At 66.4% G+C, this 13647-nt stretch carries 17 protein-coding genes; 8 read left to right on the top strand and 9 right to left on the bottom strand.

Going from position 1 to position 13647, the window contains the following annotated elements:
• Positions 1-23 precede the first annotated feature (23 nt).
• Positions 24-563 carry a retropepsin-like aspartic protease family protein gene (locus AC0IZS_RS29810; RefSeq protein ID WP_471638980.1) on the top strand — a complete coding sequence of 180 codons (540 nt, stop codon included), beginning with the start codon at positions 24-26 and terminating at the stop codon, positions 561-563.
• 32 nt (positions 564-595) lie between these two features.
• On the opposite strand, the gene mmsB is transcribed toward AC0IZS_RS29810, so the two are convergent.
• The 7 genes from mmsB to AC0IZS_RS29775 are packed head-to-tail and all read right to left on the bottom strand — an operon-like array spanning position 596 to position 6226.
• Positions 596-1483 (bottom strand): 3-hydroxyisobutyrate dehydrogenase, encoded by an 888-nt coding sequence (gene mmsB, locus AC0IZS_RS29805; protein WP_471638979.1) that lies wholly within the window; start codon positions 1481-1483, stop codon positions 596-598.
• A gap of 40 nt (positions 1484-1523) precedes the next feature.
• On the bottom strand, positions 1524-1916 hold the full coding sequence (locus tag AC0IZS_RS29800) for a DUF488 domain-containing protein (RefSeq protein ID WP_471638978.1): 393 nt from the start codon (positions 1914-1916) through the stop codon (positions 1524-1526).
• 29 nt (positions 1917-1945) lie between these two features.
• Positions 1946-2389 (bottom strand): TfoX/Sxy family protein, encoded by a 444-nt coding sequence (locus tag AC0IZS_RS29795; RefSeq protein ID WP_471638977.1) that lies wholly within the window; start codon positions 2387-2389, stop codon positions 1946-1948.
• A gap of 5 nt (positions 2390-2394) precedes the next feature.
• Positions 2395-2988, bottom strand: a complete 594-nt coding sequence (locus AC0IZS_RS29790; protein WP_471638976.1) for a DUF1780 domain-containing protein — start codon at positions 2986-2988, stop codon at positions 2395-2397.
• A 38-nt stretch (positions 2989-3026) separates the two neighbouring features.
• The gene (locus AC0IZS_RS29785) at positions 3027-4193 is read right to left on the bottom strand and encodes an acyl-CoA dehydrogenase family protein (protein ID WP_471638975.1); all 1167 of its coding nucleotides are present in this window, start codon (positions 4191-4193) and stop codon (positions 3027-3029) included.
• A gap of 48 nt (positions 4194-4241) precedes the next feature.
• The gene (locus tag AC0IZS_RS29780) at positions 4242-4649 is read right to left on the bottom strand and encodes a lysozyme inhibitor LprI family protein (protein ID WP_471638974.1); all 408 of its coding nucleotides are present in this window, start codon (positions 4647-4649) and stop codon (positions 4242-4244) included.
• Between the two features lie 53 nt (positions 4650-4702).
• On the bottom strand, positions 4703-6226 hold the full coding sequence (locus AC0IZS_RS29775) for a CoA-acylating methylmalonate-semialdehyde dehydrogenase (protein ID WP_471638973.1): 1524 nt from the start codon (positions 6224-6226) through the stop codon (positions 4703-4705).
• A gap of 187 nt (positions 6227-6413) precedes the next feature.
• On the opposite strand from AC0IZS_RS29775, the gene AC0IZS_RS29770 reads away from it, so the two are divergent.
• The 5 genes from AC0IZS_RS29770 to AC0IZS_RS29750 all read left to right on the top strand — a co-directional run bounded on the left by AC0IZS_RS29770 (position 6414) and on the right by AC0IZS_RS29750 (position 9778).
• Positions 6414-7244, top strand: a complete 831-nt coding sequence (locus AC0IZS_RS29770; protein WP_471638972.1) for a hypothetical protein — start codon at positions 6414-6416, stop codon at positions 7242-7244.
• Between the two features lie 13 nt (positions 7245-7257).
• Complete coding sequence (locus AC0IZS_RS29765) at positions 7258-8175, top strand: LysR family transcriptional regulator (protein ID WP_471638971.1); 918 nt, start codon at positions 7258-7260, stop codon at positions 8173-8175.
• 21 nt (positions 8176-8196) lie between these two features.
• On the top strand, positions 8197-8652 hold the full coding sequence (locus AC0IZS_RS29760; RefSeq protein ID WP_471638970.1) for a YiiD C-terminal domain-containing protein: 456 nt from the start codon (positions 8197-8199) through the stop codon (positions 8650-8652).
• A gap of 38 nt (positions 8653-8690) precedes the next feature.
• Complete coding sequence (locus AC0IZS_RS29755) at positions 8691-9068, top strand: PH domain-containing protein (RefSeq protein ID WP_471638969.1); 378 nt, start codon at positions 8691-8693, stop codon at positions 9066-9068.
• Positions 9069-9220: 152 nt separating this feature from the next.
• On the top strand, positions 9221-9778 hold the full coding sequence (locus AC0IZS_RS29750; RefSeq protein WP_471638968.1) for an EF-hand domain-containing protein: 558 nt from the start codon (positions 9221-9223) through the stop codon (positions 9776-9778).
• 92 nt (positions 9779-9870) lie between these two features.
• Here AC0IZS_RS29750 and AC0IZS_RS29745 read toward each other — a convergent pair whose 3' ends face one another.
• Together AC0IZS_RS29745 and AC0IZS_RS29740 are read right to left on the bottom strand one after the other, a co-directional pair.
• Positions 9871-10029: a DUF3309 family protein gene (locus AC0IZS_RS29745; RefSeq protein WP_007856361.1), complete on the bottom strand. Its 159-nt coding sequence runs from the start codon at positions 10027-10029 to the stop codon at positions 9871-9873.
• 123 nt (positions 10030-10152) lie between these two features.
• On the bottom strand, positions 10153-11148 hold the full coding sequence (locus AC0IZS_RS29740; RefSeq protein ID WP_471638967.1) for a Bug family tripartite tricarboxylate transporter substrate binding protein: 996 nt from the start codon (positions 11146-11148) through the stop codon (positions 10153-10155).
• A gap of 210 nt (positions 11149-11358) precedes the next feature.
• Here AC0IZS_RS29740 and AC0IZS_RS29735 point away from each other — a divergent pair, with 210 nt between their 5' ends.
• The gene (locus AC0IZS_RS29735) at positions 11359-12570 is read left to right on the top strand and encodes a 3-hydroxybenzoate 6-monooxygenase (protein WP_471638966.1); all 1212 of its coding nucleotides are present in this window, start codon (positions 11359-11361) and stop codon (positions 12568-12570) included.
• A gap of 20 nt (positions 12571-12590) precedes the next feature.
• The gene (locus AC0IZS_RS29730) at positions 12591-13631 is read left to right on the top strand and encodes a cupin domain-containing protein (RefSeq protein WP_471638965.1); all 1041 of its coding nucleotides are present in this window, start codon (positions 12591-12593) and stop codon (positions 13629-13631) included.
• The last annotated feature ends 16 nt before the right edge of the window (positions 13632-13647 follow it).

The raw sequence follows: 13647 nt of genomic DNA, 5'->3' as shown, positions 1-13647 counted from the left end.
GAAAGCGTGGCATATGACGGCCCATGGACGAAGAACACGACCACCAGCGACCACCCCCGGCGGACGACCACACGCGCCGCGCACTGCGCACGAACACCCTGGCCATCCTCGCCTTCTGGCTGGTGGTCATGGGGGTTCTGTACCTGGGCATGAAGCAGTTCATGGCACCGCGCGGCGCCACGGTCACCTCCAGCGGCGCGCTGGTGATACCACGCCACAGCGACGGCCACTTCCGCGTGGCGGGCACGGTCAACGGGGTGCCGGTGAATTTCATGGTGGACACGGGCGCCAGCCTGATCGCGGTGACCGACGAGGTGGCGAAGAAGGCCGGCCTCACCGGCGGCGTGCCCACCACCTTCCGCACGGCCAACGGCAACCGCGAGGGGCGGGTCTCGGTCTCCGAATCCATCACCGCGCGCAATCTCGCAGTGTCGGGCCTGCGCGTGGGCACGGGCTACACCGGCGAAAGCGAGGACGACGCGCTGCTCGGCCAGAACTTCCTGCGCCAGTTCGACGTGGAGATCAAGCGCGACTCCATGGTGCTCAACCCCCGCGGCGGTTGAAAAAAGGGGCACCGGCACGCCGGTGCCGGGCCTCAGCCCTTCTTCTGCACGGACTTGATGATGCTCGAAAAGTCCAGCGCGCCGTGGCCTGCCAGACTGTGCGCCGCGTACAGGTTGCGCGCCAGGCCGCCCAGGGGCGTGGCGGCCTTCACGGCGGCCGCATTTTCCTGCGCCAGGCCCAGGTCCTTGAGCATCAGGTCGGTGCCGAAGCCGCCCGCGTAGCCCTTGCTGGCAGGGGCAGTTTCCATCACGCCGGGCATGGGGTTGTACTTTTCCAGCGCCCAGTTGCCGCCCGAGCTGCGGCGCATGATCTCCGACAGCACCTTGGGGTCCAGGCCATTGGCCACGCCCAGGGCAATCGCCTCGCTGGTGCCCGCCATCAGAATGCCCAGCAGCATGTTGTTGCAGATCTTGGCCGTCTGCCCGGCACCCACGCTGCCCGCGTGAAAAATGTTGGCGCCCATTTTCTCGAGCACTGGGCGCGCGCGTTCCAGGTCGGCCGCGTCGCCACCCACCATGAAGGTCAGCGTGCCGGCAATCGCGCCGCCCGTGCCGCCCGATACCGGTGCATCGATGAAGGCCACGCCCTTGGCCTTGGCGGCCTCGGCCACCTTGCGCGAGGTGGCTGCGGCAATGGTGGAGCAGTCGATCACCAGCGTGCCGGCCGGCAACTGGGCCAGCAGCTCGCCAGCGCCCAGGAACAGGCTGTCCACATGCTGGCTGGCGGGCAGCATGCTGATGACGACTTCGGCGCCTTGCACGGCGGCTGAGGCATCGGCTGCGATGGCCACGCCATCGGCGGCCAGCTTGTCGCGTGCGGGCTGCGAAAGGTCGAAGGCCCGGACTTCGTGGCCTGCCTTGTGCAGGTTCACGGCCATGGGGCCGCCCATATTGCCCAGACCGATGAATGCGATTTTCATGTTCGTATCTCCTTGGTGTCGTTGTGATGTGGAAAGGGGGTCAATCCGTGGCGATGTCCGCGCCCCGGCTGGCAAGTTCCTCGCGCAGCACCGAGCGGTGGCAGCGCGCCTCGTTCTCGCAGTAGCAGCCGACCGACATGGCACTGTGGTGCGACAAGGTGGCCAGCAGGTCCAGCGTTCGGCTGGCCTCGGGCTGGGCCAGTTCCTTGCGGAACTGCTTCACGAAGGCCTGCCACTCCTTGTCGCTCTGCGCCTGCTGCCCCTGGGCCATGAGATCGGCGCTCGGTGAGAGCAGCGGGTACCACACGTCATACCAGTTCTGGCTGCCGAACTCGGCCTTGGGCACGCCGCGCGGTGGCCGGCGCACGGTGCCGATGCGGGGGCCTTCGTCGGGCGCGCGTGGGGTGCCGAGGCGGACGATGCGAAGGGGCATGGTGGTGGCTTCTTGGGCAATGGAGAAAGTCAGTCGTCGGCCTCGAAGATGCTGTGGCGCTTGGCCGCGGGCTTCTTCTTTGCCGTCGGGTTGGTCTTCGCGGTCTTCGTTGCAGCGGGCTTGCGCTTGGGCGTGGCCTTGACTAGCGGGTTGTAGGCCAGCGCCTCCCTCAGCCAGAAGCTCCACTGCGCACGCGTGGTGTAGCCGTTGGGTTCGATCCAGAAGTAGCCCTTCATGCCGCCACCGGGCGACAGCTCGCGCGAGTTCTGCATCTCCTGGAACTCCGGGTGCCGCCCTGGCGGCAGGCGTACCAGCAGTTCTTCGCCCTTGACGCCGATGCACAGCTTGCCGCCCACGAAGAAGCAGTAGCAGCCGAACATGGTGCGCTCCTCCACGTCGCTGCGCCCTTCGAGCGCGGTGCGCACGGCGTCGATCAGGTGCAGGGTTTCGTCGGAAAGCGGGCGGGCGGGCATGAGATTTATGGGGTTTCGAAATACTTACTGGTGCGATCTCTCAGCAAAGTAGGTGCATTGGCGCTGGCGTGAAAAATTATGCTGACATCTGATCTGACTACGCAACAGATGGAGCGCCACCCATATTTTTCAAAAATAGCCGAGCTGGGCATCTCTCCTTCGTCGAAGTGATGATATTTTATATTTATATAAAATAAAATATCTGTTTTCTCTTTGAAGGAGTCTTTGTATTTTTCTTTTGAATCGTACGAGTCCAGATTTTTTACTATTAATTTTGCTACGTCCAAAGGTTGCAAATCAAAAATAAGCCCTTGTGGATTGGATGCGTAAGGCAAAGTTTGACCATGCTTGGCAATCTCCTCTTTTACCTCGTCATGACGTCTTCTGCCTTCATCCATGATCTCCTTGATTTCCAGCCTGATTTCTCCATAGACTACATCGGGTGGATCAGGTCGCACGCAAAAGAGATTCGTCGGATTGAACTCAATGGCCAAATTTTTGAGAAAATCTTTTGCATTATTCCATTCACGCCAATTTTTGAATTCTCGCCCGAAACGATCTACTCCGACAGCAGGGGGGGCTGGAATGAAGAGATCCATGAAGAGTGGCGCGTGATCGGAGTATCAGTATCGCGGGACTACCGGATCACGTCCGGCGCATCGCCATCAAGCATGCGCCGCGCGATGATCACGCGCATGATCTCGTTCGTGCCCTCCAGGATCTGGTGTACGCGCGCATCGCGCAGCAGCCGCTCCAGCGGGTACTCGCGGATGTAGCCGTAGCCGCCATGCAGCTGCAGGGCCTCGTTGCAGACGGTGAAGCCCACGTCGGTGGCAAAGCGCTTGGCCATGGCGCAGTAGGTGCTCGCATTCGGGTCACCCGCATCGAGCTTGCTTGCGGCCATGCGCACCATCTGGCGCGCGGCCACGAGCTCGGTGGCCATGTCGGCGAGCTTGAACTGCAGCGCCTGGAAGCTCGCAATCGGCTTGCCGAACTGTTTGCGGTCGTGCATGTACTGCTGCGCCTGCGTGAGTGCGCCCTGGGCGGCCCCCACCGAGCAGGTGGCGATGTTGATGCGCCCGCCGTCCAGGCCCTTCATCGCGATCTTGAAGCCCTCGCCCTCGCGGCCGAGCAGGTGGTCGGCCGGGATGCGCACGTTGTCGAAGCTGATGGTGCGCGTGGGCTGGCTGTTCCAGCCCATCTTTTCTTCCTTCTTGCCGTAGCTGATGCCCGGTGTGTCGGCCGGCACCGCAAAGGCCGAGATGCCGCCCGCGCCCGATGCCGCATCGCCCGTGCGGGCCATCAGCACCAGCACGTCGGTGGCGCCCGCACCCGAGATGAAGGCCTTGGAGCCGTTGATCACATACTCGTGGCCCACCAGCTCGGCCCGGGTCTTGAGCGAGGCCGCGTCCGAGCCCGCACCGGGCTCGGTCAGGCAGTAGGAGGCGAGCTTTTCGCCCGTGGTCAGCAGGGGCCCCCAGTGGTCGCGCACGGCCGGCGTGGCCCAGGTGCCCAGCATCCAGGTGGCCATGTTGTGGATGGTGATGAAGGCCGTGGTGGAGGGGTCCACGGCCGCCATTTCCTCGAAGACCAGCGTGGCATCGAGCCGGGGCAGGGCCAGACCACCGGCAGCCTCGGGCGCGTACAGGCCACAAAAGCCCAGCTCGCCGGCCTTGGCGATGGCCTCCTTGGGGAAGATGCCTTCGGCATCCCAGTGCGCAGCGTGCGGCGCGAACTCGGCCCGCGCAAAGTCGCGGGCCGTCTGGGCGAAGGCGCGTTGTTCTTCGGAGAGCTCAAAGTCCATGGTGTCTGTCTCGCTGTCGTCTTTGTTGTTCTGTTGGTGGTCAAACGCTCAAGGCTTGGCGGGGCTGTCCATGGAGAGCCATCGCATCAGCCCTTTGCGGCGCTCCTGGGTCTCGCGGGTCAGGCACTCGTGGTAGATCCGCGGGCCTTCGGGCTGCTGCTCGGTGGCCCGCGTGGCCTGCTTGCATTGCGTGGTGCGCGCGCGCAGCCAGGCGGAGTGTTCCTGGCGCAGCTGCGGGCGCTCGTGCGCCGACAGGGCGCGCATCACGTCCGCGTAGAGCACGGCCATGGTCGTATCGGCGGCCTGGAAATCCTGCACCGCGCAGGCATTGGTCTCGGCCGCCGTACCGCCCGCGCGGCATGCGGCGCCGGCCTGGGCCAAGGCGGTGGAGGAGCCCATGAGCAAGGGCAGGGTACAGGCTGCAGCGCGCAGCAGGGAGAGGGGATCACGGTGCATGCACCGATTTCACCATGCCCTGCCGCTGCGCCACGCCGCCTGGGGCCTTTGCCTTATTTCAAACTGATCGTCGTGTTGACACCGTGCGAGATGGTGCTGTCGTCGAACCAGCGCGCCGTCACCGTCTTGGTCTGCGTGTAGAACAGTACGACCTGCTTGCCGTAGGGGCCCAGGTCGCCGAGCTTGGAAGCGCGCGAACCCGAGAACGAGAACAGCGGCACCGGCACGGGGATCGGCACGTTGATGCCAACCTGGCCCACGTCGATCTCTTCCTGGAACTTGCGCGCCGCAGCACCCGACTGGGTGAAGATGGCGGTGCCGTTGCCGTTGGGGTTGTCGTTGATGAAGGCGATGGCTTCATCGATGTCCGCCGCGGCCGACAGGCACAGCACGGGGCCGAAGACTTCCTGCTCGTAGATGCTCATGCCGGGCTTGACGCCGCTGAACACCGTGGGGCCCACGAAGTTGCCCTTTTCATAGCCGGCCACCAGGGGGTTGCGGCCATCGAGTTCCAGCGTCGCACCATCGGCCACGCCGCGCGCGATCAGGCCCTCCACACGGTCCTTGGCGGCGCAGGAGACCACCGGACCCACGTCCGTGCCCTTTTCGGTGCCGGCGCTGATCTTCAAGGTCTTGGCCTTGGCCACCAGGTCGGGAATCCATTTTTGCGCCTCGCCCACCAGCACCACCACCGACAGCGCCATGCAGCGCTGGCCGGCCGCACCGAAGGCCGCGCCGGCCAGGGCATTCAGGGTCTGCTCCTTGTTGGCGTCAGGCAGCACGATGGCGTGGTTCTTCGCGCCCATCATGCACTGCACGCGCTTGCCGGCCAGGCTGGCGCGGTTGTAGACATGGGTGCCCACCTTGGTGGAGCCCACGAAGCTGATCGCCTTGATGTCCTTGTGGTCGCAGATCGCGTTCACGGCCATCTCGCCGCCGTGGATCACGTTGAGCACGCCCGGGGGCACGCCGGCTTCCAGCGCCAGCTCCACCAGGCGCATGGTCACCATCGGGTCCTGTTCGGAGGGCTTGAGCACGAAGGTGTTGCCCGTGGCGATCGCCATCGGGAACATCCACAGCGGAATCATCGCCGGGAAGTTGAAGGGCGTGATGCCCGCGCACACGCCCAGGGGCTGCATCAGGGTGTAGGTGTCCACACCTCCGGCCACGTTGTTGGCCAGCTCACCCAGTTGCAGGTTGCCGATGGCGGCGGCATGCTCCACCACTTCGAGGCCACGGAACACATCGCCCTCGGCGTCGGGCAGGGTCTTGCCTTGCTCGGCCGTGAGGATGGCGGCCAGCTCGGCCATGTTCTCGCGGATCAGTTGCTGGTACTTGAGGAAGATGCGCGCGCGCGTGCCGATGGGCGTCTTCTTCCAGGTCTTGAAAGCTTCCTTGCCGGAGGCCACGGCGGCATCGATCTCTTCGGCCGTGGCAAACGGCACACGCGCCAGCACCTGCTGCGTCGCAGGGTTCACCACGTCGCGCCACTCGGTGGTCTTGGACTCGATGAACTGGCCGCCGATCAGCAGCTTGACGGTGGGGGCCAGTACGGCCGAAGAGGTGGGTGCGTTCATCGGGTTGTCTCCTGAAGATAAGGGGCGCTAAAACGGGGAAGTATCTGGCAACCCGTGCATGGTATCTGTGCAAAATTGTGAAGACAATAGACAATACTGCGCACAAGGTTTGCAAAAATGCAGACCGGTGCCGGGCGCCCGGGTGGGGCGCCTGCACCCCCTTTTGCCCAGACCGAGAAAGCGGACGATGAGAACCTGGTGGATGATGACGTTGGTGGCTGCAAGCTGCCTTGCACAGGCAGCCCCTGTGCTGGCCGCACCGGGCCTGGAGGCACTGCTGGCCGGCTCGCCTGCCGCAGCCGCCAAGGCTGCGGCCGAGAAGGGCGATACCCGTTTCATGGGCGTGCCCGCCTGTGTCGCCAACCAGGTACCGGGAATGCCGTCCGAGCCGTCGGCCTGGTGGAAAGGCCGGGACCATGCGGAGCCTCTGGAGTGCCAGGCCGTCGTCGGCAGCACGGCCGTGGAGCGCATGAACCGGCTGCAGCAGTTCGCCAAAGAGTACAACACCACCATGCTGGCCCATGTGCGCAGCCATGGCCTGTACCCGCTGTACCCCTGGGACGCCGAGCCCAACCACCAGCCCACGCCCGAACTGGAAAAGCGCTTGGCCGCCGAAGCCGATGCCGCGCTGGACGCCTTCTATGGCCCCCGGCGTCCGGTATCGGTGCAGCGCGACGACGACATTGGCGCCTGGACCACGGCGGAGGGGACTCTGTCGCGCCTGTTCGTCACCTCGCGGGTGGGTGCGGGCGACTGGCAGCAGTTCTTCCAACCCGGGCAGTGGCGCGCGGTGCCGACGCCCCGGGATTTCATCCGCACGGCACACAAGGTGGCGCCCACCTACACCGGCCGTATCCAGGGCCGGCCCGCCTACCTGTTCGTCACCAACGGCCGTGGCCGCGACGAGGTGCTGCTGGCCATGGTCCTGGTCTATGACGCGGACGAAGCCGACGGCGCGCCCGCCGCCCCCACCCCTCCCAGCGGCCAGAAAGCCGCTGCCACGCCCGCGCGGCCCTAGCCCGCCCGACGCCATGGACTGGGACAACCTGCGCTACTTTCTGGAGCTCGCGCGCGCCGGCACCCTGGTGGGCGCGGCGCGCCGCCTCACGGTGGACCACACCACGGTGGCGCGCCGCATCCAGGCGCTGGAAAAGCAGGTGGGCTCGGCCCTGTTCGCGCGCGAGGCCGGCGGCCACCGGCTGACCGAGGCCGGCCGCGCGCTGCTGCCCCAGGTCGAGGCCATGGAGGCCGCCTTCCTGGCGGTGGAGAACGCCGCGCCCGGCGTGCGCCAGGGCCTGCAGGGCCTGGTGCGCATCGGCACCACCGAGGGCTTTGGCAACCTGGTGCTGGCGCCGCAGTTGGCGCACTTTGCGCTGGAGCACCCGGGCCTGGTGCTGGACCTGCTGGCCCTGCCGCGCCTGGTGCACCTGTCGCGGCGCGAGGCGGACATCGTGATCTCGCTGGAGCGCCCGGCGCGCGGCGCGGTGCTGGTGGTCAAGCTCACCGACTATGTGCTGCAGCTCTACGGCACGCGCGACTACCTGGCCCGCCATGCGCCCATCCGCACGGCCGACGAGCTGCGCGGCCACAGCTTCATCAGCTACGTGGACGACCTGCTGTTCACCAAGGAGCTGCAGATCCTCGATGAGCTGCACCGCCCCGCGCGTTTTGCGCTGCGCAGCACCAGCATCCTCGCCCAGTACGAGGCGGTACGCGCTGGTGCCGGGTTGGCAGTGCTGCCGGCCTTCGTCGCCGCGCAGGATCCGGCCCTCACGCTGGTGCTGCCCGGCAAGGCGCGCTTCACGCGCACCTTCTGGATGTCCATGCCCGAGGAGAACAAGCATGTGGCGCGCATGCAGGCCACCTGGGCCTTTCTGCGCGAGACGGTGGCGGCGCAGCAGGGGCTGCTGCTGCCCGATCTGCCCGGCGCGATAGCATCGCGCCCATGAGCCTCTTTTGGAAAGCAGCGCGTGAAGACCGATGACGACCTGCAGGCCTACCTGCACCAGCACATTCCCCTGTCCAGCGCCATGGCGGTGTCCGTCATGGAGGCCTCGCTCGAGCGTGTGGTGCTCAGCGCACCCCTGGCGCCCAACATCAACCACCGCGACACGGTGTTCGGCGGCAGCGCATCGGCGGTGGCCATCCTGGCCGCGTGGTCCATGTTGCACCTGCGCTTGTCCGCGCACGGCCTGGGCAGCCGGCTGGTGATCCAGCGCAACACCATGGAATACGGCCTGCCCATCGATGGCAGCTTCACGGCCGTGGCCGAGGCCCCCACCGAGCAGGCCTGGCGGGCCTTCGTGCGCGTGTTCGAGCGCAAGGGCCTGGGCCGCATCGAGCAGACCTCGGTGCTGATGTACCACGGGCAGCCTGCCGGGCGGCTCACCGGCGAATTCGTCGCCTTCGGGCAGGGGTATCGCTAGCCGGACTACGATCACCGCCTCGCAACGGGGAGACCACCATGGGACTTTTGGACGGAGTGATGGGCAATGCGTCGAAGATCGATGCATCCAAGATTCAGGAAGAGTTCGCCCGCATCCTGATACCGGGCGAGGTCGTTGAGCACGCCTACCAGCTCATCCGCGACTACTTCGTCTTCACCAACAAGCGCCTGGTGCTGGTGGACAAGCAGGGCATCACGGGCAGCAAGGTCGAGTACCACTCCTTGCCCTACAAGAGCATCACGCATTTCAGCATCGAGACCGGCGGCACCTTCGACCTCGATGCCGAACTCAAGATCTGGATCTCGGGCAGCGCCACCCCGTTTCAGAAGCAGTTCAACAAGAAGCTCAGCATCTACGACGTGCAGAGCGTGCTCGCCAGCTACGTGCTGAAGTAGAGGCATGGTCCGGAAAAGCGGCTGTGCAGCGCCGCTTTTCTGCCCATTGCATGAAGCGCTTGCCGCATATGCTGGACCACCGGGCGATGGCATGCCCTGGTGCTTTGCCCTAAAGCACCGGCAGCCAAGCCGCGCGCAGGAGTCCATTGGCCATGTCACCCCTTATTTCCGGCCTCGCGTCGGTCGCGTCCTTTCTCTACAACGCTGCCTCGGGCAGCAAGTCCGCAGCCACGGCGCGCGCCAGCCAGCCGGCGGCCGCCGAACCGTCTGCCGTGGTCACCTTGAGCAAGGAGGCCGAAGCCCTGACCGGCTTTGCCGGCAAGGGTGTTTTGATGACCTCCGGCAAGCTCGACGGCCCGCTGGGCACACGCGCGGCTGCCGATGCGGGCACGGCGCTGACGGCTTCACAGGCCGACCGTTCGGTGTCCAAAAAGGATTTCCAGGAACTGCTCGCCAGCTTTGGCGCCAACGAGGCGCAAAAGGAGCAACTGGCGGCCGGCTTCGATGCCAACCAGGACGGCGCCATCTCGCGCGCTGAATTCCTCAAGGGGGTTGCCGCCACCTCGGGCACCCAGGGCGGCAGCGAGCTGTCGCAGTCGCTGCTGCAACTGGTGGACCGCCATGGCAATGCCAATGGCGTCGTGAACCAGACCGAGCTGGCGCAGCTCACCACCGCCTTTGCCAACGCACAACTGCGCAAGGCGGCCTGACCGCCTGCGGGCTTTTCATACACGTCCCCAAAGCAAAAAGCGTGGCCATGCCACGCTTTTTGCTTTGGGGCCTTCAGCAGGCCGCCGCAGGTTTATATCCTGCCCATGAGCAGCAGGATCACCAGGATCAGCACCACCAGGCCGATGCCGCCGCTGGGTCCATAACCCCACGAACGGCTGTGGCCCCAGGTGGGCAGCGCGCCGACGAGGATGAGGATCAGGACGATCAGGAGAATGAGGGAGAGCGACATGGCAGTTCCTTTTGTTGTGGTGACTGCATTGTTCGATCACCCCCTGCGCCGGATCGCAGGCGGCGGGCGCGCCCCCATGTCAGGCTTTTCCGACGCCGTGTGTGGGAGGTGCGGGCCCTGGCCTCAGTCGAGCGTGATCCCGGCCTTGGTGATCAACTGCTCGTACTGGCTGGACTTGGCCGCCGCGTTGCGGCCGATGTCCTCCACCGACCACGCCAACGGCTCGAAGGCGAAGGTGTTGAAGCGCTCGCGCACCTCGGGGTCGGCCAGTGCGGCAAGCACGTCCGCATGGATCTTGTTGCGCACGGCGGCGGGCACGCCCCTGGGGGCCACCAGCACCACGAAGGAGTTCACGTCGAGCTGTGCCGGGCCGCCGGCCTCGGCCACGGTGGGCACGTCGGGCAACTGCGGGATGCGCCTGGGCGCCGCCACCGCCAGGTATTTGATCTTGCCCGCCTTGTAGACCCCCTGGCTTGATGGAATGCTGGCAAAGCTCCAGGCCACCTCGCCGGTGGCCACGTTGGTGTACAGCTGGCTTACCTCCTTGTAGGGCACATGGGTCATGCGCACGCCGGTGATGGATTCGAGCCACTCACCACCCAGGTGGCCCGGGCTGCCCATACCCCAGGAGCCATAGCTCAACCCGCCGGGTCTGGCCTTGGCCTCGTTCAGCAGGTCGGTCATGTTCTTCCAGGGCGACTGGGCCGGCACCGCCACCATGAACGGGGTGCGGAACAGCGGCGCCACCGGGTCAAAGGCCTTGAGCGTGTCGACGTTGCGCTTCTTGTACAGGTGCGGCACGGCGGCCAGGTGCTCGCTGTCGAGTTGCAGCAGCGTGTAGCCGTCGGCCGCACCGCGCCTGGCCGCATCCATGGCGATGAAGCCGCCGCCGCCAGGGCGGTTGTCCACCGTCACGGTCTGCTTCCACTGGGCCGACAGCTTGTGCGCCACCAGCCGCAGCACGGCATCGGGCCCGCTGCCCACGGCAAAGGCGGTGTAGAGCGTGACCGGCTTGTTCGGAAAGTCGCCGCTCTGGGCATGGCTGGTGCCCAGGGCGCCCACCAGCATGCCGGCGCAGGCGAGCGATAGGAGCAATGGGTGTCGGGCGGTCGGGTTCATGGGGGTCTCCTGGAAGCGTGGCGGATTGTTTGATGACTGATTAACAGTATGCTGATGAAAATCATAGATCCAGCAAATCTCCGGCGCGCTCGGTGAAAACCCTTGATCCTGTATTGATGCGGAAATTGGCCGAGACAGCTTGCGCACATGCACTATGGGTTGTTACACTAATCATCAGCATACTGACTAAATGAAAAGACGAGGTGAATGATGGAGCAGACAGATGGGCGTGCCACGGGCCTCCCCGTGCTGGTGGCGGGTGGTGGCATTGGCGGGCTGGCAGCGGCGCTGGCCCTGGTGCGCCAGGGCCTTGAAGTACAGGTGCTGGAGCAGTCGCCAGCCATCGGCGAGATCGGTGCCGGCATGCAGCTGGGGCCCAATGCCTTCCATGCCTTCGATGCGCTGGGCGTGGGGGAGCAGGCGCGCAGCCGCTCGGTGTTCACCGACTGCATGGTGATGCACGATGCGCTGGACGAGTACCAGGTGGGCCGCATCCCCACGGGCGAGGCCTTCCGTGCCCGCTTCGGCAATCCCTATGCGGTCATCCACCGGGTGGACGCGCACAACTGCCTGCTCGAAGGGGCGCTGGCGACCGGGCGCGTGCGCCTGCAGACCCACACCCGCATCGAGCGTGTGGAGCAGGACGCCAGCGGCGTCACCGCCTTCGACCAGCATGGCAAGGCCTGGCGCGGGGTGGCACTGATCGGTGCCGACGGCGTCAAGTCCGTGGTGCGCCAGCAGTACGTGGGCGATGCGGCCCGCGTGACCGGCCACGTGGTCTACCGCGCCGTGGTGGAGCGCGATGATTTCCCCGAAGACCTGCGCTGGAATGCCGCCAGCATCTGGGTGGGCCCGCACTGCCACCTGGTGCACTACCCGCTGCGTGGCGGCGAGCAGTACAACGTGGTCGTCACCTTCCACAGCCGCGAGAAGGAGGAGTGGGGGGTGACCGAAGGCAGCCGCGAGGAGGTGCAGAGCTACTTCCAGGACATATGCCCCCGTGCCCGGCAACTGATCGACCTGCCCAGGAGCTGGAAGCGCTGGGCCACCGCCGACCGCGAGCCCATCGCCCGCTGGACGCATGGCCGCACCACGCTGCTCGGCGACGCGGCCCACCCCACGACGCAGTACATGGCCCAGGGCGCCTGCATGGCGCTGGAGGACGCGGTGACCTTGGGCGAGGCCCTGCGCGTGCACGGCAATGACTGGGATGCCGCGCTCGATCGGTACCAACGCTCGCGCGTGGCGCGCACCGCGCGCATCGTGCTCTCGGGCCGCGAGATGGGGCGCATTTACCACGCCCAGGGCGTGGAGCGCCTGGTGCGCAACGACCTGTGGCGCGGGCGCAGCCCCGAGCGCTTCTACGACGCCATGGAGTGGCTGTACGGCTGGAACGTAGCCAACTGTCTGGCAGCGCACTGAATCCCGAGGAGACAACACCGATGCAAGAACTTGGACGCCTGGAAGACCTGCCCCAGGACTACCGCGACGAACTCGCGCAATCGAACCTGGTGCCCCTGTGGCCCAGCCTGCGCGCCATGCTGCCGCCGGGCCAGCCGCGGCCGCGCACCCGGGCCACGCACTGGCCCTATGCGGCGCTGCGGCCGCTGCTGATGCGGGCCGGCGAACTCACCCCCATCGAGAAGGCCGAGCGCCGGGTGCTGGTGCTGGCCAACCCCGGCCACGGGCCGGACAGCATGCAGGCCAGCGCCGCCATGTACCTGGGCATGCAGCTGCTGCTGCCCGGCGAGTGGGCCCCTGCGCACCGCCACACGCCGAATGCGGTGCGCATGGTGGTGGAAGGCGAGGGCGCCTGCACCACGGTGGATGGCGAGCGCTGCCCCATGGAGCGCGGCGACCTGATCCTTACGCCCACCGGCCTGTGGCACGAACACGCCCACGAGGGCACCGCGCCCGTGGTCTGGCTCGACGTGCTGGACCTGCCGCTGGTGCATTACCTGGAGGCTTCGTACCACGTGGACGGCCCGCGCCAGGCAATCACCGGGGCGGCGGGCGACCGCGCCTATGCGCGCGGCGGCATCGTGCCCACGCCGGTGTTCGGGCGCACGGCGCGCGCCTACCCGATGTTGCGCTACCCCTGGGCCCAGGCCCGGGCGGCGCTGCAATCGCTGGCGGCCGACCAGCCCGCGCTCGCGTCGGTGCAGATCACCTACGTAAACCCCGAGACCGGCGCCGATGCCCAGAACATCCTCGGCTTCTACGCGCAGATGCTGCGCCCGGGGCAGGTGCTGCGGCTGCCCGCGCGGTCGCCGGCCATGGTGTTCCACCTGATCGAAGGCGCGGCCGACGTGCAGGTGCAGGACCAGCCGCGCTTTGTACTGGCCGAGGCCGACACCTGCTGTGCCCCCGGCTACACCGCCGTCACGCTGGCCAACCGCTCGGCCGACCAGCCGGCCTTTTTCTTCATCGCCGACGAGAGCCCGCTGCACCGCAAGCTGGGCGTGTTCGAGAACCGTGGCTGATGGCTGCGCCATTCCT

The sequence above is a fragment of the Acidovorax sp. AC410 genome (assembly GCF_979253235.1).
The sequence above is the reverse complement of the archived record's forward strand: the minus strand, read 5'-3'. Positions and strand labels throughout refer to the sequence as shown.